The sequence below is a fragment of the Paenarthrobacter sp. NPDC018779 genome, assembly GCF_044391085.1.
GTDB lineage: Bacteria > Actinomycetota > Actinomycetes > Actinomycetales > Micrococcaceae > Arthrobacter.
In genome coordinates this window covers 26,309-49,539 of the sequence record NZ_JBIRZS010000020.1, presented here as the reverse complement: position 1 = coordinate 49,539, position 23,231 = coordinate 26,309, and the positions used below count along the sequence as shown (strand labels likewise).

The window sequence follows — 23,231 nt, the reverse complement described above, 5'->3', positions numbered from 1 at the left end:
CATGGCCATCGCAATTAACAAGAAGCGTTCGAACAAGAGCAAGTCTGCTGCACGCAGCCGCCGCCAGCTTCGTATCCGCAAGCGCATCACGGGCACGGCTGTACGTCCCCGCCTGATCGTCAACCGTTCGGCACGTCACGTGTTCGTCCAGGTTGTCGATGACAGCAAGGGCGTCACCGTGGCTTCGGCTTCCACCCTCGAAGCCGACCTCCGCGCTTTCGACGGTGACAAGACGGCCAAGGCCAAGCGCGTTGGCGAACTCGTCGCCGAGCGTGCCAAGGCTGCAGGCATCGAAGCTGTTGTCTTCGACCGTGGCGGTAACAAGTACCACGGCCGCATCGCCGCCGTCGCTGACGGTGCTCGCGAAGGTGGGCTGGCACTGTGACCGCTGAAAACAACGAAAAGGACATTCAGGTGACTGAAGCTGCAGCTGCTGAAGCAACTGAGACCGCAGCCGCTACCGACGACCGCCGCGGCGGACGTCGTGGCGAGCGCGGCGAGCGTGGCCAGGGCCGCGGCGACCGTGGTGGCCGTGGTGGCCGCGACGGCGGCCGTGAGGCCGAGAAGAGCCAGTTCGTAGAGCGCGTTGTAACCATCAACCGCGTTGCCAAGGTCGTCAAGGGTGGTCGTCGCTTCAGCTTCACCGCTCTCGTCGTCGTCGGCGACGGCAACGGTCTGGTTGGCGTTGGCTACGGCAAGGCCAAGGAAGTTCCCGCAGCTATCGCCAAGGGCGTTGAAGAGGCCAAGAAGTCCTTCTTCCGCGTACCGCGCGTTGGCAGCACCATCCCGCACCGCGTGCAGGGTGAAGCTGCTGCAGGCGTTGTCCTGCTGCGTCCGGCTTCCGCTGGTACCGGTGTTATCGCCGGTGGTCCGGTCCGCGCAGTACTGGAGTGCGTGGGTATCCACGACATCCTCTCCAAGTCGCTCGGTTCCTCCAACGCGATCAACATCGTTCACGCGACCGTTGACGCCCTGAAGCAGCTCGAAGAGCCCGCTTCCGTGGCAGCCCGCCGTGGCCTGCCGCTGGACGAGGTTGCTCCGGTTGCCCTGGTGCGTGCGCTCCAGAACCAGAAGGCAGGTGTCTAGTCATGGCTAAGAACCTGACTCCTTCCGACGCTAAGTTGGAAATCACCCAGATCAAGGGCGTCATCGGCGCCAAGCAGAACCAGCGCGACACCCTTCGGTCCCTCGGCCTGAAGCGCATCGGACACACCGTTGTCCGTGACGCCGACGCCGTGACCGTTGGAATGCTCAACACGGTTCCGCACCTCGTGAATGTTGAGGAGGCGAAGTAATGGCAGAGAACAAGACCGCCGCAGAGGCTGCTGAGAAGCAGAACGCTCTGAAGGTCCACCACCTGCGTCCCGCCCCGGGTGCCAAGACCGCCAAGACCCGTGTTGGTCGTGGTGAAGGCTCCAAGGGTAAGACCGCTGGTCGCGGTACCAAGGGTACGAAGGCCCGCTACCAGGTAAAGGCTGGCTTTGCCGGCGGCCAGCTGCCGCTGCACATGCGCCTGCCGAAGCTGCGCGGCTTCAAGAACCCGTTCCGGGTTGAGTTCCAGGTTGTAAACCTGGAGAAGCTCAACGAGCTGTTCCCGGAAGGTGGCGCTGTCACCGTTGAGTCCCTGGTTGAGAAGGGCGCCGTTCGCAAGAACCAGCCCGTCAAGGTGCTGGGCACCGGCGACATCACCGTCAAGGTTGACGTCACCGCCCACGCATTCTCTTCCAGCGCGGCTGAAAAGATTGCTGCAGCAGGCGGAAGCACCACCGCTCTCTAAGAGTTGGCGGGGCAATAGCCCGTTGTGAAAGGATCCCGGTTTGCGGGGCTTCGGCCCTGCAGGCCGGGATTTTTTTCGTGGTTGTGGACTCTCGATTATTACGACGGCGTCACAAGCGGCTAGACTCGGTTGTTGGGTTTCATTGAGCCCATCCACATCCTTGTACTTAAACTCAGGAGGACGCTTGCTCAGCGCATTCGGACGGGCGTTTCGGACGCCCGATTTGCGACGCAAGTTGTTGTTCACGCTGGGAATCATCACAATCTTCCGCTTGGGAGCTTTCATCCCCTCGCCTGGTGTGAACTACCAGAATGTCCAGCAATGCTTGAAGTCCGGTGATACCTCGCAGGGCATCTACCAGTTGGTGAACCTGTTCAGCGGCGGCGCTTTGCTGCAGGTTTCCATCTTCGCCCTCGGCATCATGCCGTACATCACGGCGAGCATCATCGTGCAGCTGCTCCGGGTGGTCATTCCCCGGTTCCAGCAACTGTATGAGGAAGGCTCGTCCGGCCAGTCGAAGCTCACCCAGTACACCCGGTACCTCACCATCGCGCTGGGCCTCTTGAATGCGACCACCTTGGTGTCGCTCGCCCGTTCGGGCCAATTGCTGCCGGGCTGCAACCTGCCGATCATTCCCGATGACAGCATCGTCACCACGATCCTCGTCATCATCACCCTGACCGCCGGTACCGGCCTCATCATGTGGATGGGCGAACTGGTCACGGAGAAGGGCGTGGGCAACGGCATGTCCCTGCTCATCTTCACGTCCATCGCTGCAGGCTTCCCCACGTCCTTGGGGGCCATCTGGAATTCGAAGGGTCCTGGCACGTTCTTCATCGTGTTGGCCATCGGCTTGGTCACTGTGGCGTTGGTTGTGTTCGTTGAGCAGTCGCAGCGCCGCGTTCCGGTGCAGTACGCGAAGCGCATGATTGGCCGCCGCACGGTTGGCGGAACCAGCACCTACATTCCCATCAAAGTGAACATGGCCGGCGTGGTGCCCGTCATCTTCGCTTCCTCCATGCTTTACCTGCCGGGCCTGATTGCTCAGTTCAACCAGCCCAAGGCAGGGGAGCAGATGGCGCCCTGGGTTGAGTGGATCAACAACAACCTCACCCGTGGCGACCACCCCATCTACATGGCGCTCTACTTCGCCATGATCGTGTTCTTCACCTACTTCTACGTGGCCATCACCTTCAACCCTGAAGAAGTGTCGGACAACATGAAGAAGTACGGCGGGTTCATTCCGGGCATCCGGGCGGGTAAACCGACCGCGGACTACCTGCAGTACGTGCTTTCCAGGATCACCCTGCCTGGAGCCCTCTACCTGGGCTTCGTGGCGCTGATTCCGCTGGTTGCACTCGTCCTGATCAACGCCAACCAGAACTTCCCGTTCGGTGGCACGTCAATCCTGATCATGGTGGGTGTGGGCCTGGAAACCGTCAAGCAGATTGATGCGCAGCTACAACAACGTCACTACGAAGGGCTTTTGCGATGACGAGAATGCTGATTATCGGACCTCCGGGTTCGGGCAAGGGTACGCAGGCTGAGCGGATTTCCGAGCGCCTTGGCGTAGTCGCCATCTCCACCGGCGACATCTTCCGGGCCAACGTCAAGGGCGAAACACCTTTGGGCATCGAGGCCAAGAAGTACATGGACGCCGGGGACTTCGTTCCGGACAGCGTCACCAACAAGATGGTCCGCGACCGCCTGGGCGAATCCGACGTCGAAAACGGGTTCCTCCTTGACGGCTACCCGCGCACCACGGCCCAGGTGGACTACCTGGACCACATCCTCGCCGAGGGCGAGCAGGAGCTCGACGTCGTGCTCCAGCTGACCGCCGATGACGAGGAACTGGTGCAGCGCCTTCTCGGTCGCGCCAAGGAAACCGGCCGTTCTGACGACAATGAAGCCGTCATCCGCCACCGCCTTGACCTGTACCACGAGCAGACCGAGGCCGTTGTTGCGAAGTATGCCGAGCGTGGCATCCTGACGCAGGTTGACGGCATCGGCGGCATTGATGAGGTCACCGACCGCGTCCTCACCGCGATCGAGTCGGCGAAGGCCGTCTAAGCAGGTTGTCCACATAGCCCGTAAAGCGGCTCCGGACGCAAAGGGTGTGTCCCGTACGATTGGTGCGGGACACACCCTTTTCCTTTTCCGCGGCAATCTTGGGGGAACCGCATGCATGGAGTCTTTTCCGGGAACAGCCGGATCGCGGGCCTGGAGGTCTACCTGCCACCCGCACGCTTGGACACTGCCGCCGTCGAGCGTCGCATCGCTGAACAGAGCCCCGGGTTCCGCGTACCGAAGGGCCTCATAGGACGGGTCACCGGGATCAAGACACGAAGCGTCATGGCTGAAACCGAGCAGGCCTCCGATCTGGCCGCGAACGCCGCGGCAAAGGTCCTGGCAGGGTGCGGGCTCCAGGCTCCGGACGTTGACCTGCTGATCTTCGCCTCGGCAAGCCAGGACATGGTGGAGCCGGCTACCGGCCACATGGTCGCCGCCAAACTGGGGCTGCAATGCCCCGTGATGGACGTCAAGAACGCCTGCAACAGTTTCCTGAACGGTGTTGAGGTCGCCGATTCCCTGATCGCAGCCGGACGCTATGCCCGCGTCTTGGTGGTCACGGGGGAGTCGCCGTCGCGGGCGGTCCGCTGGTCGGTTCCTGACTTCGAGACGTTCGCGGGCAGCTTTCCCGGGTACACCATGAGCGACGGCGGTGCTGCCGTGCTGCTTGAGGCTGCGCTCCCGCCGCGCACGGCTTTGGATTCAGCCAAGGCGGCGTCGGAGGGAATCCTCGCCATGGCGTTCACGGCCAAGAGCAGCCATTGGTCCGTCGGGACGCTGGCCGGGGGCGGATCGGCCTTTCCCCGTGACCCCGAGGCCACGTACTTCGCCATGGATGGGGAGAAGCTCAAAGACGCGTTCCTGGACCTTGGTTGTGAAGTGCTGGACCAGACCCTGGCGAACTTGGGCATGGAGTGGGAGGACTTCGCTGTTGTCTGCGTACACCAGGTCAGCGCCCCCTATCGCGAAATCTTTGCTGAGCGCGCAGGGGTACCGCAGGGCAAATTGGTGCCCACGGTAGAGGAGTTCGGCAACCTCGCGTCGGTGAGTTTGCCGCTGCAGCTCAAAATCGCCATCGATGGAGGGCGTTGCGGTCCGGGTGACCTGGTGGCGCTGGTTGGTTTGGCCGGCGGGGTGAGCCTGGGAATGGCCGTGGTGCGGCTATGAACACAGAGCAGTCCGGATCCTTGGGCAGCCTTGCTCCCACCCGCCGTTTGTCCATCGCCGTGCCCATGCTCAACGAAGCGAAGCTGGTCCGGCAGACCTTGGAGTCCCTCGCGGCCCAGGACGAGGCCAACTTCACGGTTGTGGTGGTGGACAACGGTTCCACCGACGATAGTTGCGGCATTGTGGCGGCGTTCGCCGCTGAGAACCCCGGCATGGATATCCGCCTCCTGCATGAGGCGGAGAAGGGGACTGGCGCGGCCGCTGATACCGGGATGCGCTTCGGCGTTGACCACGGAGCCACCTGGCTTGCACGGACCGACGCCGACTGCCTCGCCGCGAGCGACTGGACGGCCCGCATCGTGGCCGGATTCGAAGCGGGGCTTGAACTCATCGCCGGGCAGCTTGTACCGCGGCATGACGAGGGCATCACGGCCGGGGAGCGGAGGATGATGCTGCTGGCTGTTGAGGTGGCGTCGTTCTTCGGCAGGATCCGTCCCGGCAACAAGGGGGAAGGCTACCTGGGTCCGTACCAGATGCTGCCGGGTTGCAACATGGCCATCACCGCAGACATGTACCACCGTTCAGGAGGCTTCCCCAGGACCCGGATCGAGGATCTGCACGAGGACCGGGCTCTATCCAACCAAGTCCGGAAATTGACCCGCAACTACGCCCTGCGCCGGGATGTGGTGGTGTACGGCTCTTCCCGGCGGGTGAAGGCCTGGGGGCTGAAGAACACCCTGGCCTGGTATGCGGACCACCGCTACCGTCCCGAGCACGTAGACATCCGATGACGGGGTCCGTCACCGCGGCAGAACGTTGGGAACGCAGGGTCCAACTGGGCGCCCATCCGGTGCTCTATCCGCTGGTCCGTTCGCTGGGTGCTTTGGGTCCCGTGCTTCGCCTTCCCGGGCTGGGCGTCCTGGTCAGCGAAGCGTCCCTGGTCCGTTGTGTGCTGATGGACGGGGAGCGATTCGTGAAGAACGGAGCCTCGGCCTCAGGTGGCTTGTGGACCCCCGTGGTTGGTCCGCGGGCGCTGGTCAACATGGACGGAAAGGACCACCGGGAACTGCGGCGCAAGCTGGCCGACCTCTTCACTCCGGGCTCCGTCGCGGCCATGGTGGAGCCGGCAAGGGAAAGATTCCTGTCCCGCGTGGAGCATGGACTGGACAACGGGGCCAGGGTGGACCTGGTGGACTGCGTCAAAGAGTTGGCCGGGGGCGTCATTTCCCGGCTCCTGGGCGTACTGGATGACGCACCAGGTCGTTTGCCGGACAGGGACCTGTTCAATCTCGGTTCCTCGATTTCCTCGCTGGTCCGCTTGGGTCGCCCCAGCCTGACGCCGCGTCAGGCCGCCAAGGGGCGTGCCGCCGTCGAGCTTCTGGCCGGACCGGCGAGGGCGGCCTTCCACGGGAATGACCCCGCGACGTTCCCCGGCCGGCTTCGCAGCTTGGGCATGACCGAGGAAGAAGCCCTGGGCATCATCAGTGCCTTCGTCATGGTGGGCACGGAAACGCTGGTTTCGTTCGTGCCGAGGTTGGTGGCCTTGCTTAGCGATACCGGACGGATTTCTGCGCTCGCGGCCGATCGCTCGGGCCTGCCTGCGGCGGTCAACGAGGCTTTGCGGTACACCGTGCCGTCACCCATGATGCTCCGGAATGTCGTTGTTGACGGAGCCATCGGGGCAAAGGCGGTCCGCACCGGCGATCGTATCCTCTTGTCCACCGTGCACGCCGCCAAGAGCCTGGGAGGGTTTGATCCCGACCAGCCCACGCCGCCGCAGGCCCGGCAGTTGTGGTTCGGGGCCGGACCCCACTTTTGCATCGGCATGCCGCTTGCCATGGCAGAAATCAACGCTGCCCTGGACGTACTGCTGGACAGGTACCTCAAGAAGCCCTGGACCATCCCATCCAGAAAAGTCAGCACGGGCGTGCTGATCCCGGGTTATCAGAAACTGGAGTTGGCCAATGGAAGCTGAGGCGCATACGGATTTGGTGGAGGCTGTGTATGCAGCAGCCGCGAAGGTCCCGGACCATCCGGCAATCACGGCCCCCGGCCGGGCGCGCGGAAAGCGAAGCCAAGGAAAACCCGGAAAGACCATCACCTACCGGGAACTTGTGGCCGGAATCGAGGCGACCTCCACCCGGCTCCAGGACCAGGGCTTTGGCCCCGGAGAGCGGATGCTCTTCTCGGTCAGGCCAAGCGCGGCCGCCTTCATTCTCGCCTTGGGCGCCGTCAGGGCGGGTGGCTCGGTGGTGTTCATCGATCCAGGCATCGGTCCTTCCCTCTTCCGCGACCGGGCCGAACTCGCCGCTCCCCGCTGGGCGGCTGCGGAATCGCTGCTGTATGCGCTGAGCACCAGGAGTCCCCTGCGGCCACTGGCCCGTCGGCGGGGCTTGCTCCTTCCCGATTACGGGGCCATGAACGTCCGGCACTATTACGCGGGGCCGTGGCTCCCCGGTGTCCCGGGCGGAGCCATGGCGGTGGGAAAGTTGTGGCGTCCGTTGCCGCAGGCGGGAACGGCCCACGAACCACTGGCAGGTTCCCACGAGAAGCTCCCCGCCGGCCACTCCGGGCAGGAAGCGGTGATCATCTTTACCTCGGGGACCACAGGAGCCCCCAGAGGCGTGGTCCACACGCGGGGTTCGCTCGCCGCGGGCTTCAGCCAGCTCACCTGGCGCTGCACTTTCAGGGAGGGCGACAGGATCCATTCAGAGCAGCTCATGATGGGCCTTCCCGCACTGATCGCCGGTGCCCATTGGACCATGCCGGCCTATGGCTTCTCGGCCCACATTGATCCTCTCCGTTTGGCAGGTGAGTTGGGGCCGGTGAGTGGGAAACGCGACGGCTATGGCGCGGCCACCCACCTCTTCCTGGTTCCCTCGCAATTGGCGCCCATCCTGGACGCGGTGGAGGAAGGCTCTGTCGCGCTTCCGGCAACCTTGAAGACCGTGATGCTGGGTGCGGCTCCTGTTCTGGCGCCTTTCCTCCAACGTGCCACGGACTTGCTGCCTGGTGTCGATTTCAAGCTCATCTACGGTATGACGGAATTGTTGCCCATAGCCATCGCCGACGGCCCGGAAAAACTTGCCTTCGCCGCGGGAACCACTGCCGAGTTCACTGCGGCTGATGGAAGCGGTGAAGGTGACTTCCTCGGGGAGCCGCTGCCCGCCGTCGGCGTCCGCGTGGGCGAGGACCACGAACTGTTCGCGCACGGCCCCAACATGTGCCTGGGCTATCTTGGCGAGAAGCCCATGGTAGAGCATGCCACGGGGGACCTGGTTCGCCTGGACCACGGGAAGGGCGGATCAGATGGGCGGACCCGGTTGGTGATGATCGGCCGGAAGAAGGACATGATCATCCGAGGAAAGACCAACATCTATCCGGCCTTGTATGAACCGGTGATCGCCGGCGTGGAGGGTGTGCAGCAGGCCGTGATGATTGGCGTGACCGACTCCATTGGCGACGAGTCGGTGTGGCTCGCCGTGGTGCCGGCCCCGGGCCACAGCGCGGAAGTCCTCCGGGCACGGCTGGCAAAGGACCTGTCCCGGCTGATCGACGAATCCGCCCTTCCGGACCGTGTGGAAATACTGGACAGCATCCCGGCGGCCGGACGCCACAGGAAGCCCGACCGCGAGGCCCTTCGGCGGCAGTTCGCGGCCACAATGGTTGCCGTGGACCACGCATGAAAATCGCCGTCACGGGAGCTACCGGATTCATCGGGGGAGCCGTGGCCCAGGCGGCGGAAGCCCGGGGCTGGGAAGTAGTCCGCTATGGCCGGCGCGCAGGGGACGGCATAGCTTACTGGGATCTCGCCGGCCTTGCGCCTGCCCGCTTACCGGACGTTGACGCCGTCGTGCATGCCGGGGCCCTTGTGGCCGACTGGGGCGACGCCGGGCACTTCCACCGCACCAACGTCCTGGGGACTCGGGCGGTAGCGGAAGCATTTGCCGGAACGCGGCTGGTGCAGATCTCAAGCTCAAGCGTCTACCCATGGTGGGAACCATGCCTCAACCGCGGCGAGGAGGAGCCTGCAACGCGGCACCTCAACGCCTACGGTCGCAGCAAAGCGCTCGCGGATATCGAGGCGCGTCAGCACGGCAACGCCCTGGTTTTGCGGCCACACGGTGTGTACGGTCCCGGGGACCGCACGCTGCTGCCGAGGCTTGTGGGGAACATCCATGGAGGACAACTCCTTAGCGTTGGAAATGCTTCGGTGCGGCACCAACTGACCCACATCAGCAATCTGGTCCGCGCCGCGCTCGCTGCCTGCACGTCAGGGCTCCGGGGAGCCGTCAACGTCGCTGACGCGGAACCCGTGGAGCTCGGTGCCGTGCTCCGGCAAGTACTGGACGCGACAGGACACAGGGAGGTGCGGATCCGGTACATTCCGGTGCCGGGGGCCATGGCTTTGGCGCGTGGTTCGGAGGCCGCTGCCTTGGTCACCGGCAGGCCGCCGAGGCTGACGCGGTACGCCGTGAGCCAACTTGGACGCGAACGGACCTACCGCTTGGACAGGCTCCGGGAAGGCCTGGGGGTCGAGCCAATTTCTACCACGCTGTCAGATGCTGGAAAATGGTTGGAGCGTGGGGCCCGATCGGCACCCGTATAAACATTCCAGAGGAGAACATGGCGTTCGGTCAGCCCCGCATTGAATACAAGTCCAACGAGCAGATGCGCAAGATGCACGAGGCCGGCCTGGTGCTGAGCCGTGCGCTGGACGCTGCAGTTGCGGCGGCGAAGGCGGGTGTGACCACCAAGGACCTTGACGACGTCTTCGCTGCTGTCCTGAACGACGCCGGAGCCAAGTCCAACTTCCTCGGTTACCACGGCTTCCCGGCCACCATCTGCACCTCCGTAAATGAGGAAGTGGTCCACGGGATCCCGGGCGGCCGTGTGCTGCAGGACGGCGACATCATTTCGATCGACGGCGGCTGCATCGTGGACGGCTGGCACTCGGACTCCGCCCGTACCGTGATCGTCGGCACGGCGGATCCGGAGGACCAGCGCCTCTCGGATGTCACGCAGGCTGCCATGTGGCGGGGGATCGCCGCGCTCGCGAAGGGAAAGTTCGTGGGGGACATCGGCAATGCGATCGATGACTACGTTTCCTCCGTTCCGGGCAAGCCGCTGGGCATCCTTGAGGACTACGTGGGCCACGGCATCGGTTCCGAAATGCACATGGCACCGGATGTCCTGAACTACCGCACCAACCACCGGGGTCCCAAGGTCCGTCCCGGGCTGTGCCTTGCCATTGAGCCCATGCTGGTGCGCGGTGGCATCGAGACCGCCACCCTTGACGACGATTGGACCGTGGTGACCACCGACGGCAAGCGATCCTGCCAGTGGGAGCACTCCGTCGCTGTCCACGAAAAGGGCATCTGGGTCCTGTCTGCGCCGGACGGTGGCGCCGAGCAGTTGGCGCCGCTCGGCGTCGTTCCTGTTCCGATCCCGTAGCAAACCCGAAAGAAGCGCGGAGCTGCCAAGCAGCCCCGCGCTTTTTTCATCCAGCCGGGAGGCTACGCCTTCAGCTTGGGCTTCACATCCTTGGTGTAGATGCCTTCAAGCGTCTTCTTGAGTTCGGTCATGGTCGCCTTGACGTCTCCCTGCTGGGTCAGGATCTTGGCGGCAGCCTTGGCCATTTCCTGGTCCGCGCCGGGCAGGAACACACGGGCGTTGTCCTGGACACGGGTGACCGCGAGCTGGTCCATGGCGGTCTTGATCTGCGGCGTGGCTGCCAGGACGGCCGACATGTCCGCCGAAAGCCGCGTGGGCATGTAGCCGGTGGCGGCGGAGAACGCGGCCGTGTTCTCCGGTTCGGTCATGAACTTGAGGAACGTGGCGGCGGCGAGCTGCTCTTCCTTGCTGATGCCACTGGGGATGCCCAGGCCTGCGCCGCCGGTAGGGCAGACGCCCGTGGCAACCTCGGGGCCGCCCGGCAGGAAGCCGACGCCGACATTGAACTTGGCGGCCTTGAGCACACCGAGCAGCGAACCTGTGGAGGAAATTGTGGCGGAGGCGATGCCCGCGGCGAAGTCGTCGGCAGCTTCCTTGGACGAAACGCCGGCCCAGGCGTCCCTGTAGATGGAATCCTGCGCCCACTGGAGGGCAGCCACTGCCTTGTCCGAATCGCACGTGATGTCCCAGTCCTTGGACCAGCTGCCACCCCAGCCCCAGAGGTTGTTCTGCAGGGTCCAGCCTGCATAGCCGGCCAGGGCGGGGTACATGTAGGCGTGCTGCGCACCGGAGGATGCCTTGAGCTTGGGTGCCCACTCGGCGAATTCCTGCCACGTGGCCGGAGCACGGTCCGGAAGGCCCGCGGCCTTGAAGTGGTCCTTGTTGTAGTAGAACAGCGGGGTGGAACGGCCGTAGGGAAGGGCCCACTGCTGGTTGTCGTACTTGTAGTCGTCAACCAGCGATTTCTGGAAGTCATCGAGCTTGATGTCCAGCTGCTTCACGAGCCCGTCCAGGGGGATGATGCTGCCGTTGGAGAAGTAGCGGAACCACCACACGTCGGAGAGGACAACCAGGCCGGGCAGGCCGGTCTTGGCAGCCTGCGACGTCTGGAATTTCTGGGCAATCTCCTCGTAGTTGGCGCCCGCCGTCACCAGGTTCACCTTGATGTCCGGGAACTTGGCGTGGAACTTGTCGATGATGGACTTTTCCACGTCCTGGGACTTGCCCGGGTGGTTGGTCCAGAAATCGATGGACGCGGCTGGCTTGACGCCGCTGAAGTCGACGGCCGCCGATTCCACGGTGGTGCCGGGGCCCGCCGTCGACGGTCCACCGCAAGCGGCCAGTGCCGCTGCTCCTGCGCCCAGGCCTGCGAGGCCAAGGAAATGCCGACGGTCAAGATTCGTGCGCATGGTGCTTCCTCTCAATTACTGACTTCGATGCGAAATAGTGCGGGTGGAGTTCTTAGCCGGTGACGCTGCCTTGCGTCAGGCCGGCGACGATGTAGCGCTGAAGGGCGGCGAAGACCAGAAGGATGGGGACGATCACCAGGACGGCCCCCGCCATGAGGATTCCCCAGCCCGAGCCGTTGCCTTCGGAGTTCTGCAGCAACGTCAGGCCCACCGGGAGCGTCATGGTTTCGGGCCGGTCGGTGATGATGAGCGGCCAGATGTAGTCGTTCCATTCACTGACCACGGTCACCAATGCCACGGTGGCCACCGAGGGCAGGGAAACGGGCACAATGATTTGCCACAGACGCCGCCAATGTCCGGCGCCGTCGATCTCCGCCGCTTCCAGGATGGACGGCGGAAGGGTGAGGAAATGCTGCCGGAGCAGGAAGGTGCCGAACGCGGTGCCCAGGCCGGGGAGGATGATGCCCCACAATGTGTTCTTGCCGCCCATGCCCGCGATCAGGATGTAGTTGGGCAGGATCGAGACCTGCGCCGGCACCATGAGCGCCACCAGGATCAACACGAAGATGACGTTCTTGTACGGGAACCGGACGAACACCAAGGCATACGCCGTCAGGATCGCCAGGACCACCTTGATGGTGGAACCAACGGTGGTGACGATCAGGCTGTTGGCGAAGAACTGCGCGAACGGGACGGTGGTCATCGCGGTGGCATAGTTCTCAAGGTTCAGCGATTCGGGCAGGATCTTCAGGTCCGTGGTAACAATCTCGCCGGGCTGCTTGAAGGAGCTGAGCAGCATCCACAGCAAGGGCAGGAAGACCACCAGCGTTGCGACGAGCAGCGGAACATACCCGGTTGCCAGAGTCTGGACCAGGTTGGACCTGGACAGCGGACGCGGAACGTGCGGCGGCTGCGGTCCCGTTTGGTCCGGTTCGGCGGGACGTACGACGGCGGCGGGAGACTGGGCGCTCACGAGTAGTGGACCTTTCGCTCAACAAAGCGCAGTTGGAGGACGGTGATGACCAGCAGGATGGCGAAGAGCACCACCGAAATCGCGGCCGAATAGCCTGCCCGGTTGTAGGCGCCGAAGGCCTGCAGATAGGCCTCGTAGATCAGGGTGCTGGTGCCGTTCCCCAGGGGCGTCATGATGCGTATGAGGTCGAAGGCCTGCAGGGAGCTGAGCATGGTGGTGATCAGCAGGAAGAACGTGGTGGGGGAGAGCAGCGGGACCGAGATGTCGAAGAACCGCCGGATGCTGTTCGCGCCATCCAGTGCCGCGGCTTCCATCACATCGCGGGGGAGCGACTGAAGCCCGGCCAAGTACACCACGGCGCAATAGCCGAGGTTCTTCCAGACGTACACAATGATGACCATCACCAGGGACAGTTGGGGATCGTTGATCCATTGCGGGCTCTGCTGGCCCAGGCCGCGAAGGATCCAGGCGAGGACACCGTAGCCGGGGTCGAAGATGAACAGCCACACCAGGCCCACCCCCACGCCGGAGAGCACGTAGGGTGCAAAGACCGCCGAACGGGCGAACGTGGTGCCGCGGACCATCGAGTTCAATGCCAAGGCAACCAGCAGGCCGAGCACCATGGAACCGCCCACCGTCACGACCGTGAAGATGCCCGTGGTTCCGAGGACCTTGGCCGCGTCCTCGCTGGTGAAGAACGTGACGTAGTTCTGTAGTCCCACCACCGTTGCCGACGCCGAACCCAGCGTCCAGTCCAAGGTGGAGTAATAGATGTTGTTGATCAGGGGCCAGTACGTGAACGTGGCAATCAGGGCGATGTTGGGCAGGGCCATGGCGAGGAAAACGAAGAAGTCCTTGCGGCTTCGGCCGGACCACCGCCTGGCGTTGCGGACAGGTGCGGACCCGGTTGGGGGCGGCACCGTGGGCGGAACGTCCGCACGGTCCGTGGGGGTGTTGACGAGTCGGGTAGTCATGGATCACTTACGTTTGCGAGGCGAACTTTGCGTGCCGGCCCGGATCGGGGCGGCGGGAGACAGCCCTAGCTCACCACAGGGCCGAGGCTCCTTCGGGCCAAAAGTCGGCACCGTACCGATAGTTGGCTGACACTTCCGGACCCGTTTACTCGCTGTTACTCCGGAGTTCGAATTCGAGGCCGGGCTACCAGTTGGCCCTCGATGGTCCGGGTGGAGAATGGAGCCATGGGTCAGATAACCGACGTGCCAGGAATCCGGATTGGCCACGCCCAGAAGAACGACGACGGGTGGCTCAGTGGCGTGACCGTGGTCCTTCCGCCTCCGGGAACCGTGGGGTCGGTGGACGTGCGGGGCGGGGGACCGGGGACGCATGAGACCGACGCTCTGGACCCGACCACCCTGGTTTCAACTGTGGACGCCGTTGTGCTGACCGGTGGGAGCGCCTTCGGTTTGGTGTCCGCGCATGGGGCTCAGCAGTGGTGCGAAGAGCAGGGGAGGGGCTTCGCGGTCCCCGGGACTGTTGTCCCGATCGTTCCCGCCGCCGCCATTTTCGACCTCGGTCGCGGCGGCGACGTGCGCGCCCGGCCCGACGCCGGAATGGGCTACCAGGCAGCCGCCGCGGCGTTCGCATCAGGCGACCATGCCGCCGTCGTGCGCGGAAACGTGGGTGCGGGCACCGGCGCCGTCATTGCCCGCGGCCAGTACAAAGGGGGCGTGGGGACGTCCTCGATCTCGCTGGAAAACATCTCGGCCCATGGACCTGTCGTCGTGGGGGCCATTGCCGTGGTCAATGCGCTGGGAATGCCGCTGGGGCTGGGCCCCGGCAGCGCGCGTCTAGGGGAGGAGCGACCGAGCGCGCAGAGGGGCGCAGCCCCAGCGGCCCCGCCGCAGGGACTCAACACCACGCTCGTCGTCATTGCTACCAACGCTGTTCTGGATGTTGCCGAGTGCAAGCGGACCGCCGGTTCGGGTCACGCTGGGCTGGCCAGGGCCCTCGACCCGTCCCATACCCTCGCGGACGGTGACACCGTTTTCGCCCTGGCGACTGGCGCCGTCGGGCTTGACCGCAGTACCGAGCAGGCGCGGCAGGTATCCCTGATAACCCTCCAGGGCGCGGCGGCGGAGGCGGTGCGGTTGGCGATCCTGGACGGCGTTTCGGCCGCGGAAAGCATCACGACGCCGGCCGGCAGCTTCCCCTCTTACCTCGCCTCTGGAGGGTGACGGGGACGCCCGCGTGCGCTACCATGATCGGATTTAACTTTCCCGCCCGAGTGGCGTAGAGTTGTCTGTTGGTTGTCTGTACAGCCACGCCCTTTTTGGTGTGGTGGTTCCAAGAGGACCAAAGCAAACAAAAAACGTCCGCTGGATCGCCGGTGCCTAACCGGAGGACTGCGGCAAACAACAGTTAGCGGAGGATATGGCCAAGAAGGACGGGGTCATTGAGATCGAGGGCGTTGTGACTGAGGCGCTGCCCAACGCGATGTTTCGTGTTGAGCTCACCAACAAGCACGTCGTTCTCGCGCACATCTCTGGGAAGATGCGTCAGCACTACATTCGTATCCTCCCCGAGGACCGGGTAGTGGTGGAGCTGAGCCCGTACGACCTCACACGTGGTCGTATCGTCTACCGCTACAAGTAAATTGCTGGGCGGCTAAGGCAATGCCTTGGTTGCTCCAGCTGATCAACTGCTAAACACGCAAAGGAACGCCATGAAGGTCAAGCCGAGCGTCAAGCAGATCTGCGACAAGTGCAAAGTGATCCGCCGTAACGGCCGGGTCATGGTGATCTGCGAGAACCCGCGCCACAAGCAGCGCCAGGGCTGATTCCCCGCAAGGGAACCAGCGCCCGCAAGGGCAAACCTGGGTTGCTTAACCCACGCAAGTAAATAAAGGCAGCACAAGCTGAGCTGGGACGCTTTACAGAGCCCGGACAGCGAACCCCCGGTCGGAGGCTGGGGCCGCATGGAAAATGCGGGTGTACTGCCTACGACCTCCGGTTTATTCAAGGAGTACCGCCACTATGGCTCGTCTCGCTGGCGTAGACATTCCCCGCGAAAAGCGGTTGGAAATTGCGCTTACTTACATCTACGGCGTGGGTAAGACCCGTGCACACGAAACCCTGGCTGCCACCGGCATCAGCCCTGACGTTCGCGTCAAGGACCTGACTGACGCCGAACTGGTTCAGCTGCGTGACTACATTGAAGGCAACTACAAGGTTGAGGGTGACCTTCGCCGCGAGGTAGCCGCTGACATCCGCCGCAAGGTTGAGATCGGCAGCTACGAAGGCCTGCGCCACCGCAAGGGCCTGCCCGTACGCGGTCAGCGTACGAAGACCAACGCTCGTACCCGCAAGGGCCCGAAGCGCACCGTCGCCGGCAAGAAGAAGGCCGGACGTTAATCCCTCGGGATTGACCTGGTTTTCCCCCGATAACTTTCTGTAGGAGAAACAATGCCCCCGAAGACTCGTGGAGCGGTCCGTAAGCCGCGTCGCAAGGATAAGAAGAATATTGCGCTTGGACAGGCGCACATCAAGAGCACCTTTAACAACACCATCGTGTCCATCACGGACCCGACTGGCGCTGTGATCTCCTGGGCTTCCGCCGGTGAGGTTGGCTTCAAGGGCTCCCGTAAGTCCACCCCGTTCGCTGCCCAGATGGCTGCCGAAGCCGCTGCAAAGCGCGCCCAGGAGCACGGTCTGCGCAAGGTTGACGTTTTCGTCAAGGGACCGGGTTCGGGACGCGAAACCGCAATCCGTTCGCTCCAGGCTGCTGGCCTTGAGGTTGGCTCCATCCAGGACGTCACCCCCAGCGCCCACAACGGTTGCCGCCCGCCGAAGCGCCGCCGCGTCTAATTAGGTTCAACCTGCCTGACGGCCGGGCCTGCTTGTGGATCCACAAGCATGGTCCGGCTGGTCAGGCTGGAAACCGAAGCCGATTTCCACCACCTGTGTTGCGTCATATAGCGGATGCTCGCCGAAAGGAAACCTAAGTGCTCATTGCACAGCGCCCCACTCTGTCTGAAGAAGTTGTAGCCGAGAACCGCTCCCGTTTCATCATTGAACCGCTGGAGCCGGGCTTTGGTTACACCCTCGGAAACTCCCTCCGCCGTACCCTGCTCTCCTCCATCCCCGGTGCCGCTGTTACCAGCATCCGGATCGATGGCGTGCTGCACGAGTTCACCACGGTTCCGGGTGTCAAGGAAGATGTCACTGAGATCATCCTGAACATCAAGAACCTTTCGGTTTCCTCCGAGCACGATGAGCCGGTTGTTGCGTACCTGCGCAAGCAGGGCCCTGGAGTCGTCACCGCCGCGGACATCGCTCCGCCGGCTGGCGTCGAATTCCACAACCCGGATCTGCACATTGCCACCCTCAACTCGAAGGGCAAGTTCGAACTCGAACTGACCATCGAGCGCGGCCGTGGCTACGTTTCGGCAGCTCAGAACAAGTCCGGCGACTCCGAGATCGGCCGTATCCCGGTCGACTCGATCTACTCGCCGGTCATGAAGGTAACTTTCCGCGTGGAAGCTACCCGTGTTGAGCAGCGCACCGACTTCGACAAGCTCATTGTCGACGTCGAGACCAAGCAGGCTATCGCTCCGCGTGACGCTGTTGCTTCTGCAGGCACCACCCTGGTGGAACTGTTCGGTCTTGCCCGTGAGCTGAACACCGCAGCTGAAGGTATCGAGATTGGCCCGTCGCCGACTGACGCTGCACTTGCAGCTGACATGGCTCTGCCGATCGAGGATCTGGACCTCACGGTCCGTTCCTACAACTGCCTCAAGCGTGAGGGCATCCACACCGTGGGTGAACTCGTTGCCCGCTCCGAGGCTGACCTGATGGACATCCGCAACTTCGGTGCAAAGTCCATCGACGAGGTCAAGGCAAAGCTCGTTGAACTGGGTCTGTCCCTCAAGGACTCCCCTCCCGGTTTCGATCTCGCAGCCCGCGCCGCAGCCATCGAAGAGGACGACGCCGCGTTCAGCGACGACGAGCTCTAAAAAGCAGATCTTGGCCGTCGGGTCCAGTGATGGAACCGACCGGCCTCCACAACAGGAGAAATAACTATGCCTACCCCCACTAAGGGTCCGCGCCTCGGAGGCGGCCCGGCTCACGAGCGCCTGATGCTCGCGAACCTGGCAGCATCGCTCTTCGAGCACAAGCGCATCACCACCACGGTTACCAAGGCCAAGCGCCTCAAGCCGTACGCAGAGCGTCTGGTCACCTTCGCCAAGCGTGGCGACCTCGCTTCCCGCCGTCGTGTCCTCGGCCTGATCAGCGACAAGGGCGTTGTCCACGAGCTGTTCACCGACATCGCCGGCGCTGTTGCCAACCGTGACGGTGGCTACACCCGCATCACCAAGATCGGCAACCGCAAGGGCGACAACGCTCCCATGGCTGTCATCGAACTGGTTCTCGAGCCCGTTTCCCCGAAGCAGGCCGTAGTTGCTGAAGCAACCGCTGCTGCTGCCAAGGCTGCTCCGGCTGCCGAAGCTCCTGCTGCTGAGGAAGAGGTTGTTGAGACCGAAGCTGCAGAAACCGAAGCTGCTGAGGCTGAAGAAGCCCCCGCTGCCGAGGCCGAAGCTGCTGAGTCCGAAGAGGCTCCGGCCGACGAGGACAAGAAGTAAATTTCAGTAGACTTGAGTCTATGAACGAACAAAAACCCGCTGCCCCCGTTTTGGAGGGCGGCGGGTTTTTGCGTATCCGGATGGATCTCTCTTACGACGGCGGCCCGTTCAGCGGCTGGGCCGTGCAGCCGGGACTGGTGACCGTCCAGGGGTCCCTTGAGGAAGCGCTTGCTCTTTTGGTACGCCGCCCCGTTCGGGTTACCGTCGCCGGGCGGACGGACGCGGGTGTCCACGCCCGCGGACAGGTGGTGCACGTCGACTTCACCTCAGACGAATGGTCCGGCCTGACGCGGGGTCACGACGTCGATCCTTCCGTTTCGCTGCTGCGGCGCCTGCGCGGTGCGCTGAGCCGCGTTCTCGGTGACCTCACCGGTGCCATCGAAGTGCACGACGCCGGCCTGGCGCCCCTGGGCTTCGACGCCCGGTTCTCGGCGTTGTGGCGCCGTTATAGTTACCGGATTGCCGATGGCCCCGGGCGCTGGGACCCCGTGCTTCGTGGGATTACGTTGTGGCACAAAGCTTCCTTGGACGTATCGCTGATGAATGCCGGTGCGTCACTGTTGCTCGGGTTGCAGGACTTCCGTTCCTACTGCAAACCCCGTGAGGGTGCCACCACCATACGTGTGCTCCAGCAGTTCTCCTTTTCCCGGGGAGCAGACGGGATCATCGTCGCGACCGTGCAGGCGGACGCTTTCTGCCACAACATGGTTCGTTCCTTGGTTGGCTCCACTTTGCGGGTGGGGGAGGGGCTGGAACCGCCAACCTGGTTGCATGAGCGTTTGTTGGCACGTGCCCGGGATCCGAAGTCTTTGTTGGCGGCGCCGCATCCGCTGGTTTTGGAGGAAGTTGCCTATCCGTCCGATGATGAGCTTCTGGCCCGGGCGGAGCTGACGCGGGCGCGGCGGGAGTAACTCGGCGCTCAGGCGCAGGTGAGGTTGCCTTTGAGGACTTTGCCGGTCCAGGTGTTGGAGGTGCCGGGGACCTTGTAGTAGCCGCGGATTTCGTAGGACCACGTGCCGATGACTTCGTAGCCGGAGGTGTAGGTCTTGCCGGCAGCCTTGCTGAGGTCGCCGGTAAACTCAAGGTTTCCGGAGCGGTCGAAGATCTTGACTTCGTGGTAATTGGCGTTGGCCACCGCGCTGAAGGAATTGACCGTCACGGTTGCCCGGATGCCGAAGGTGCAGCTCATGGTGACGTTTGCACTGGCCGGGGCGGAGATGTTTGCTGCTGAGAACTGGGGAGCGGCCTGTTCGCTGTCCTTGAATGACGCCAGAGCTGCGGTGGGTGCTGCGAGATGTCCAATGACGACGACGGCGACGGCCATCAAGGTCCGGAGAAGGCGGTTGAACGTAAGCATCTGCAGTCTCCTTGTCCTGATGGCGGCCGGTCTCTTGGGTATTCTCGCCTGGCCTGATCGGGCTGGGGTTGGTGAATCCGATCAGGCCCGGCGAAGCTCTTTGCGCAGCGCCTACTTGGTGGTTTCGGTGCGTTGGGTGCCGGTGAAGGAGAAGGCGATGGTGGAGGTGGCGCCTTGGAAGGTGTTGTCCGCGGTGGTGGGGAACGCGGTGGTGACTTTGAGGTTGTCGGTCTTGGCCGAGGTCAGGGAGGTCAGGTTGTTCAGGACCTTGTTCGCGGCGATCACCGGGGCGGAGGCCAGCACGGTGGTCTTGGTCCCTGCGCAGGTGTAGGGGGCGGCGGACCCGGTCCACGGAACGGAGCAGTTCTCGATGGTCAGCTGCAAACCGTTGGTGGTGTCGGTGGTCAGCAGGGAGGCGGTGGCGCCGGCGGAGGTGGTGAGGGTGATGTTGTTCAGGTCCGAGTTGCCGGTGTTGGCGAGGGTGACGAGTTTTTCGACCTTGTCACCGGGCAGCAGGCCGGCGACCGGGAGGTTCAGGGTGTTCGATGCCCCGGTGCCCAGGGCGATGGTCACGGTCCCGGCGGTCACGGCCTGGGAGGCGGAGGTGGAGGAGGTGAACGCGCCGTAGGTGCCCATTCCGGCGACGGCGGCTGCGGTGCCGACCAGGGCGACGGAGGCGAGGATCTTGCCGGAGGTGGTCTTGAGGCTGATGGCCATGTGAATCAGTGTCCTTTTCAAAGTGGCCACCGTTTCCCCGGACGGCCGTTTCCTTGTTTTCCAGCCTTTCTGGCTGACAAGAAATACTTTGCCGGGCACACATCAAGAACCCATCCTGCAATCGATCAACAGTTCCTCAGGAAAACCTCAAGAGTTGACCGGGTAACGCACGGTGATACGGCCTTGCATTTGTGTGGAGAATTAGGTCATAAAAGTATTGCCAAAGTGCTTCACTGGCGCTGCTGGCAGGATCCCGCTCGTCCGAGTCGTCTGAATGGAGTAAGCCATGACCGGTTTTTCTGAGGTGTTGAAAGCCCAGACTGCTGCAGCGCACGAGGAGGCAGAACAGACTGGCTTCGTCACGGAACTCCTGGCAGGGCGCCTGGACGCGAAACAGGTATCCAAGCTGCTGCTGCAGAATCTGGTGATCTACCGTGCATTGGAAGCGGCGCTGGTGGTCAATGATGATCCCCGGCTTGCCGCGTTTTCAGACCCTGCGTTGCTACGGGTCCATGCCTTGGAGAAGGACCTGGATGTTCACTTCGGCGGCGACTGGAAGGCACAGCTCGACTCCGGAACCCTGCATGTGACACCCGGTGCCGATGCCTACGCTGCGGAGCTCACTTCCCTGGGTCCAGTGTCGGTGACCTACCTTTTGGCTCACCACTATGTGCGCTATCTGGGCGACCTCTCGGGAGGGCAGATCATTTCGTCATTGGTTCGACGCCACTACGGCCTGGGGCCTGAAGGCCTGAACTTTTACGCTTTCGAAGGCATCGACAAAATTAAGCCGTACAAGGACGCCTATCGTCATCACTTGGATTCGGCGCCCTTCAGCGCTGAGGAGAAAGAGGAAATCGTCGGGCACGCGAAGAACGCCTTTGCGACGAACCAGCAAGTGTTCGTGGACCTCATGCAAGACTATGTGCGCTCCAGCAGTGAATCGGGCGCGGATTCCAAGCTCTCCTGACGAACGCACTGGCCGGTCCACAATGCGGCGGCCCTGACCCTGGCTGCGGCGGCACGAATCACTGGTAAATCCAGCACTATGGGGATGAAGGAACCAGTGGCGGCGAGGTTTTTCAGGCCGCCGCAGATGGCTTCCAGTTCGAACGCACCCACCATATTCGAGGCCGTCCCAAGGCTCAGGAGCGCAACGGTCAGTCTCTCTTCGTCGTGGTCCATGACAGCGTCCACGATCCGTTCGACGCGTTCGGGAAGCATTTGCAGATAGGCCGACAGGAAGCGCTGGGCCTCTGCAAAAGATTCAAGTTCGTCAGCCAACGACTGCAGACGGACAGGGTTCAGGATAGCCAGTCCAGGATCGTGGTCCGCTGTTTTGTTTATGCTGGTCAGCGCGCTCATGCTATCTGTGTCCCTTCAACGGACCTGTTCGACTTCTGGCTATGAGTGTGAACCGTCTGGCTCAACGCAGGTGGTGGGAATGGCTCAAGAGTTCCTCAACTCACTGCGGCCGGGCCGGATGTGGATATCAGGGTCGTGGGCCGTTGCCAGGCTGCGGTGGATCCTGCATCCAAGGCAGCTGGGGGCCTGCGGGCGGTGGGCCGGCTGGCGGCTGGCCTGCGGGGAACTGGGCATACACGGCAGGCTTCCGTTGTTTTCGCAAGGTCACGAACAGCAGGGCGCCCATCGCCAGAACAGCGAGTACCAGCACAGCAATAGTGGCGATGATCCAGATCGGGATGCCCAGCACGCCGTCCTGGGTATTGCCCGTCGGCACATCCGCAGCGGCTGCCGGCGTCGGACTCGCGGACGCTGTCTCGGTGAGTTTGACCCCATTGGACGTCAGAAAATCCCGAAGCGTTTGCGTATCGGTGATGTAGTTGGCCTGGCCGGAACCTTGGTAGACGTAGGCGGAGTTGATGCCGATGACTTCACCGGCTTCGTTGACTGAGGGGCCTCCGGACATTCCTGGTGTGATGTCCGTATCAATTTCCGTGCGGGGGACGCCCTGGGTCGAATAGCTACGTGAGCTCACGGCTCCCGAGCGGTAGGACGGCTTCTGCCGTTCGACGTCGGAGGTGGAGCCAACCAGATCGGGGAAGCCTATGGAGGTGACCTTGTCCCTGACCTTTGGTGCCGCGGAGCCGAGGGCCAGTGCCGGAGTGTCTTTCATATCGGCTATCCGGAGCAGGGCGTTGTCGCCCTTTTCAAATCCTTGCTTGGCGATGAGCTGGGCCGTGATGGCGGTCTTGCCGCTCAAGACGCCGCCCTCAATGCCGGATGGTTGGTCTATCTTGATTTGTGGGTCTGCCAATGACAAGGGCCAGTCAACGTTTTCCGGCTTGACGCCCGTGAGGCTCTGCTCATCAATGACCTTCGCGTAGATGCTGGTGTACAGGGCGTCATCAGCGTCCACACAATGGCCGGCAGTCGCGACGTGCCCTGTGTTGCTGACGAACCAACCGGTACAAAGCGTGACCAGGGTGGTCCGGTAAGTTTCCGTGGTCCCATCTTTGAAGGGGACTTGAACGGTGGCCGACCATGTGGTGTCCACCCACACAATGGACTTGTCGATGGTGTCCGAATTGACGTCGGCCCAGGCGGAAGTGGACGCCAGGAGCGGTGCGGTCAGAGCCGAGGCGATGGCGAAGGTTACTGTGCCTTTCTTCCCCGGTTTCCAGGACGAGCTTGATATTTTCATGGCGGCTTCCTGATGCTCAAAATGCTCTGAATAATGGCGCACC

General features: G+C 63.1%; 28 protein-coding genes. 21 read left to right on the top strand and 7 right to left on the bottom strand.

What is annotated here, in order from left to right; translation table 11 throughout:
* The first annotated feature begins 1 nt into the window (after position 1).
* The 12 genes from rplR (at position 2) to map (ending at position 10,468) form a co-directional block, all read left to right on the top strand.
* Complete coding sequence (rplR, locus tag ACH488_RS17555) at positions 2 to 385, top strand: 50S ribosomal protein L18 (RefSeq protein ID WP_397325847.1); 384 nt, start codon at positions 2 to 4, stop codon at positions 383 to 385.
* A gap of 29 nt (positions 386 to 414) precedes the next feature.
* On the top strand, positions 415 to 1,086 hold the full coding sequence (rpsE, locus tag ACH488_RS17550) for a 30S ribosomal protein S5 (protein ID WP_397325846.1): 672 nt from the start codon (positions 415 to 417) through the stop codon (positions 1,084 to 1,086).
* A gap of 2 nt (positions 1,087 to 1,088) precedes the next feature.
* Positions 1,089 to 1,295 carry a 50S ribosomal protein L30 gene (gene rpmD, locus ACH488_RS17545; RefSeq protein WP_347108066.1) on the top strand — a complete coding sequence of 69 codons (207 nt, stop codon included), beginning with the start codon at positions 1,089 to 1,091 and terminating at the stop codon, positions 1,293 to 1,295.
* Positions 1,295 to 1,777, top strand: a complete 483-nt coding sequence (gene rplO / locus ACH488_RS17540) for a 50S ribosomal protein L15 (protein ID WP_347108065.1) — start codon at positions 1,295 to 1,297, stop codon at positions 1,775 to 1,777. Before rpmD ends, rplO begins: the two co-directional genes overlap by 1 nt.
* A 184-nt stretch (positions 1,778 to 1,961) precedes the next feature.
* The gene (gene secY / locus ACH488_RS17535; RefSeq protein ID WP_397325845.1) at positions 1,962 to 3,272 is read left to right on the top strand and encodes a preprotein translocase subunit SecY; all 1,311 of its coding nucleotides are present in this window, start codon (positions 1,962 to 1,964) and stop codon (positions 3,270 to 3,272) included.
* Positions 3,273 to 3,277: 5 nt separating this feature from the next.
* Complete coding sequence (locus tag ACH488_RS17530; protein WP_397325868.1) at positions 3,278 to 3,847, top strand: adenylate kinase; 570 nt, start codon at positions 3,278 to 3,280, stop codon at positions 3,845 to 3,847.
* Between the two features lie 111 nt (positions 3,848 to 3,958).
* The gene (locus tag ACH488_RS17525; RefSeq protein WP_397325844.1) at positions 3,959 to 5,014 is read left to right on the top strand and encodes a 3-oxoacyl-ACP synthase III family protein; all 1,056 of its coding nucleotides are present in this window, start codon (positions 3,959 to 3,961) and stop codon (positions 5,012 to 5,014) included.
* Positions 5,011 to 5,805: a glycosyltransferase gene (locus ACH488_RS17520; protein ID WP_397325843.1), complete on the top strand. Its 795-nt coding sequence runs from the start codon at positions 5,011 to 5,013 to the stop codon at positions 5,803 to 5,805. The genes ACH488_RS17525 and ACH488_RS17520 overlap by 4 nt, the downstream gene beginning before the upstream one ends.
* Positions 5,802 to 6,989 (top strand): cytochrome P450, encoded by a 1,188-nt coding sequence (locus ACH488_RS17515; RefSeq protein ID WP_397325841.1) that lies wholly within the window; start codon positions 5,802 to 5,804, stop codon positions 6,987 to 6,989. The genes ACH488_RS17520 and ACH488_RS17515 overlap by 4 nt, the downstream gene beginning before the upstream one ends.
* Positions 6,979 to 8,700 carry a class I adenylate-forming enzyme family protein gene (locus ACH488_RS17510; RefSeq protein WP_397325840.1) on the top strand — a complete coding sequence of 574 codons (1,722 nt, stop codon included), beginning with the start codon at positions 6,979 to 6,981 and terminating at the stop codon, positions 8,698 to 8,700. The genes ACH488_RS17515 and ACH488_RS17510 overlap by 11 nt, the downstream gene beginning before the upstream one ends.
* Entirely contained in the window at positions 8,697 to 9,623 is a 927-nt protein-coding gene (locus tag ACH488_RS17505; protein WP_397325839.1) for an NAD-dependent epimerase/dehydratase family protein, read from the top strand. Before ACH488_RS17510 ends, ACH488_RS17505 begins: the two co-directional genes overlap by 4 nt.
* 17 nt (positions 9,624 to 9,640) lie before the next feature.
* Positions 9,641 to 10,468: a type I methionyl aminopeptidase gene (gene map, locus ACH488_RS17500; protein ID WP_397325838.1), complete on the top strand. Its 828-nt coding sequence runs from the start codon at positions 9,641 to 9,643 to the stop codon at positions 10,466 to 10,468.
* A 62-nt stretch (positions 10,469 to 10,530) separates the two neighbouring features.
* Here the strand turns inward: map and ACH488_RS17495 are convergent, their stop codons facing one another.
* The 3 genes from ACH488_RS17495 to ACH488_RS17485 form a co-directional block, all read right to left on the bottom strand.
* The gene (locus ACH488_RS17495; RefSeq protein ID WP_397325837.1) at positions 10,531 to 11,877 is read right to left on the bottom strand and encodes an ABC transporter substrate-binding protein; all 1,347 of its coding nucleotides are present in this window, start codon (positions 11,875 to 11,877) and stop codon (positions 10,531 to 10,533) included.
* A gap of 52 nt (positions 11,878 to 11,929) precedes the next feature.
* Positions 11,930 to 12,766: a carbohydrate ABC transporter permease gene (locus tag ACH488_RS17490; RefSeq protein ID WP_397325867.1), complete on the bottom strand. Its 837-nt coding sequence runs from the start codon at positions 12,764 to 12,766 to the stop codon at positions 11,930 to 11,932.
* 80 nt (positions 12,767 to 12,846) lie between these two features.
* Complete coding sequence (locus ACH488_RS17485; RefSeq protein WP_397325836.1) at positions 12,847 to 13,824, bottom strand: carbohydrate ABC transporter permease; 978 nt, start codon at positions 13,822 to 13,824, stop codon at positions 12,847 to 12,849.
* Between the two features lie 225 nt (positions 13,825 to 14,049).
* On the opposite strand from ACH488_RS17485, the gene ACH488_RS17480 reads away from it, so the two are divergent.
* The 8 genes from ACH488_RS17480 (at position 14,050) to ACH488_RS17445 (ending at position 19,360) form a co-directional block, all read left to right on the top strand.
* Positions 14,050 to 15,045 (top strand): P1 family peptidase, encoded by a 996-nt coding sequence (locus ACH488_RS17480; RefSeq protein WP_397325835.1) that lies wholly within the window; start codon positions 14,050 to 14,052, stop codon positions 15,043 to 15,045.
* A 196-nt stretch (positions 15,046 to 15,241) separates the two neighbouring features.
* Positions 15,242 to 15,463, top strand: a complete 222-nt coding sequence (gene infA / locus ACH488_RS17475) for a translation initiation factor IF-1 (protein ID WP_011775571.1) — start codon at positions 15,242 to 15,244, stop codon at positions 15,461 to 15,463.
* 70 nt (positions 15,464 to 15,533) lie between these two features.
* Positions 15,534 to 15,647 carry a 50S ribosomal protein L36 gene (gene rpmJ, locus ACH488_RS17470; RefSeq protein WP_011775570.1) on the top strand — a complete coding sequence of 38 codons (114 nt, stop codon included), beginning with the start codon at positions 15,534 to 15,536 and terminating at the stop codon, positions 15,645 to 15,647.
* 196 nt (positions 15,648 to 15,843) lie between these two features.
* Entirely contained in the window at positions 15,844 to 16,221 is a 378-nt protein-coding gene (gene rpsM, locus ACH488_RS17465) for a 30S ribosomal protein S13 (RefSeq protein ID WP_021472434.1), read from the top strand.
* A gap of 51 nt (positions 16,222 to 16,272) precedes the next feature.
* Positions 16,273 to 16,674, top strand: coding sequence for a 30S ribosomal protein S11 (gene rpsK / locus ACH488_RS17460; protein WP_021472435.1), 402 nt, complete (start codon positions 16,273 to 16,275; stop codon positions 16,672 to 16,674).
* 137 nt (positions 16,675 to 16,811) lie between these two features.
* Complete coding sequence (locus ACH488_RS17455; protein ID WP_347108054.1) at positions 16,812 to 17,822, top strand: DNA-directed RNA polymerase subunit alpha; 1,011 nt, start codon at positions 16,812 to 16,814, stop codon at positions 17,820 to 17,822.
* Between the two features lie 66 nt (positions 17,823 to 17,888).
* Positions 17,889 to 18,449: a 50S ribosomal protein L17 gene (gene rplQ, locus ACH488_RS17450; RefSeq protein ID WP_397325834.1), complete on the top strand. Its 561-nt coding sequence runs from the start codon at positions 17,889 to 17,891 to the stop codon at positions 18,447 to 18,449.
* A 20-nt stretch (positions 18,450 to 18,469) separates the two neighbouring features.
* Positions 18,470 to 19,360 (top strand): tRNA pseudouridine synthase A, encoded by an 891-nt coding sequence (locus tag ACH488_RS17445; RefSeq protein WP_397325833.1) that lies wholly within the window; start codon positions 18,470 to 18,472, stop codon positions 19,358 to 19,360.
* 8 nt (positions 19,361 to 19,368) lie between these two features.
* Here the strand turns inward: ACH488_RS17445 and ACH488_RS17440 are convergent, their stop codons facing one another.
* On the bottom strand, positions 19,369 to 19,806 hold the full coding sequence (locus ACH488_RS17440) for a hypothetical protein (RefSeq protein ID WP_397325832.1): 438 nt from the start codon (positions 19,804 to 19,806) through the stop codon (positions 19,369 to 19,371).
* A gap of 111 nt (positions 19,807 to 19,917) precedes the next feature.
* Complete coding sequence (locus tag ACH488_RS17435; protein WP_397325831.1) at positions 19,918 to 20,523, bottom strand: TasA family protein; 606 nt, start codon at positions 20,521 to 20,523, stop codon at positions 19,918 to 19,920.
* A gap of 286 nt (positions 20,524 to 20,809) precedes the next feature.
* On the opposite strand from ACH488_RS17435, the gene ACH488_RS17430 reads away from it, so the two are divergent.
* Entirely contained in the window at positions 20,810 to 21,493 is a 684-nt protein-coding gene (locus ACH488_RS17430; protein WP_397325830.1) for a heme oxygenase (biliverdin-producing), read from the top strand.
* Here ACH488_RS17430 and ACH488_RS17425 read toward each other — a convergent pair.
* On the bottom strand, positions 21,445 to 21,888 hold the full coding sequence (locus ACH488_RS17425; RefSeq protein WP_397325829.1) for an Hpt domain-containing protein: 444 nt from the start codon (positions 21,886 to 21,888) through the stop codon (positions 21,445 to 21,447). The two genes, ACH488_RS17430 and ACH488_RS17425, sit on opposite strands and share 49 nt — an antisense overlap.
* A gap of 127 nt (positions 21,889 to 22,015) precedes the next feature.
* The gene (locus tag ACH488_RS17420; protein WP_397325828.1) at positions 22,016 to 23,188 is read right to left on the bottom strand and encodes a trypsin-like peptidase domain-containing protein; all 1,173 of its coding nucleotides are present in this window, start codon (positions 23,186 to 23,188) and stop codon (positions 22,016 to 22,018) included.
* Between the last annotated feature and the right edge of the window lie 43 nt (positions 23,189 to 23,231).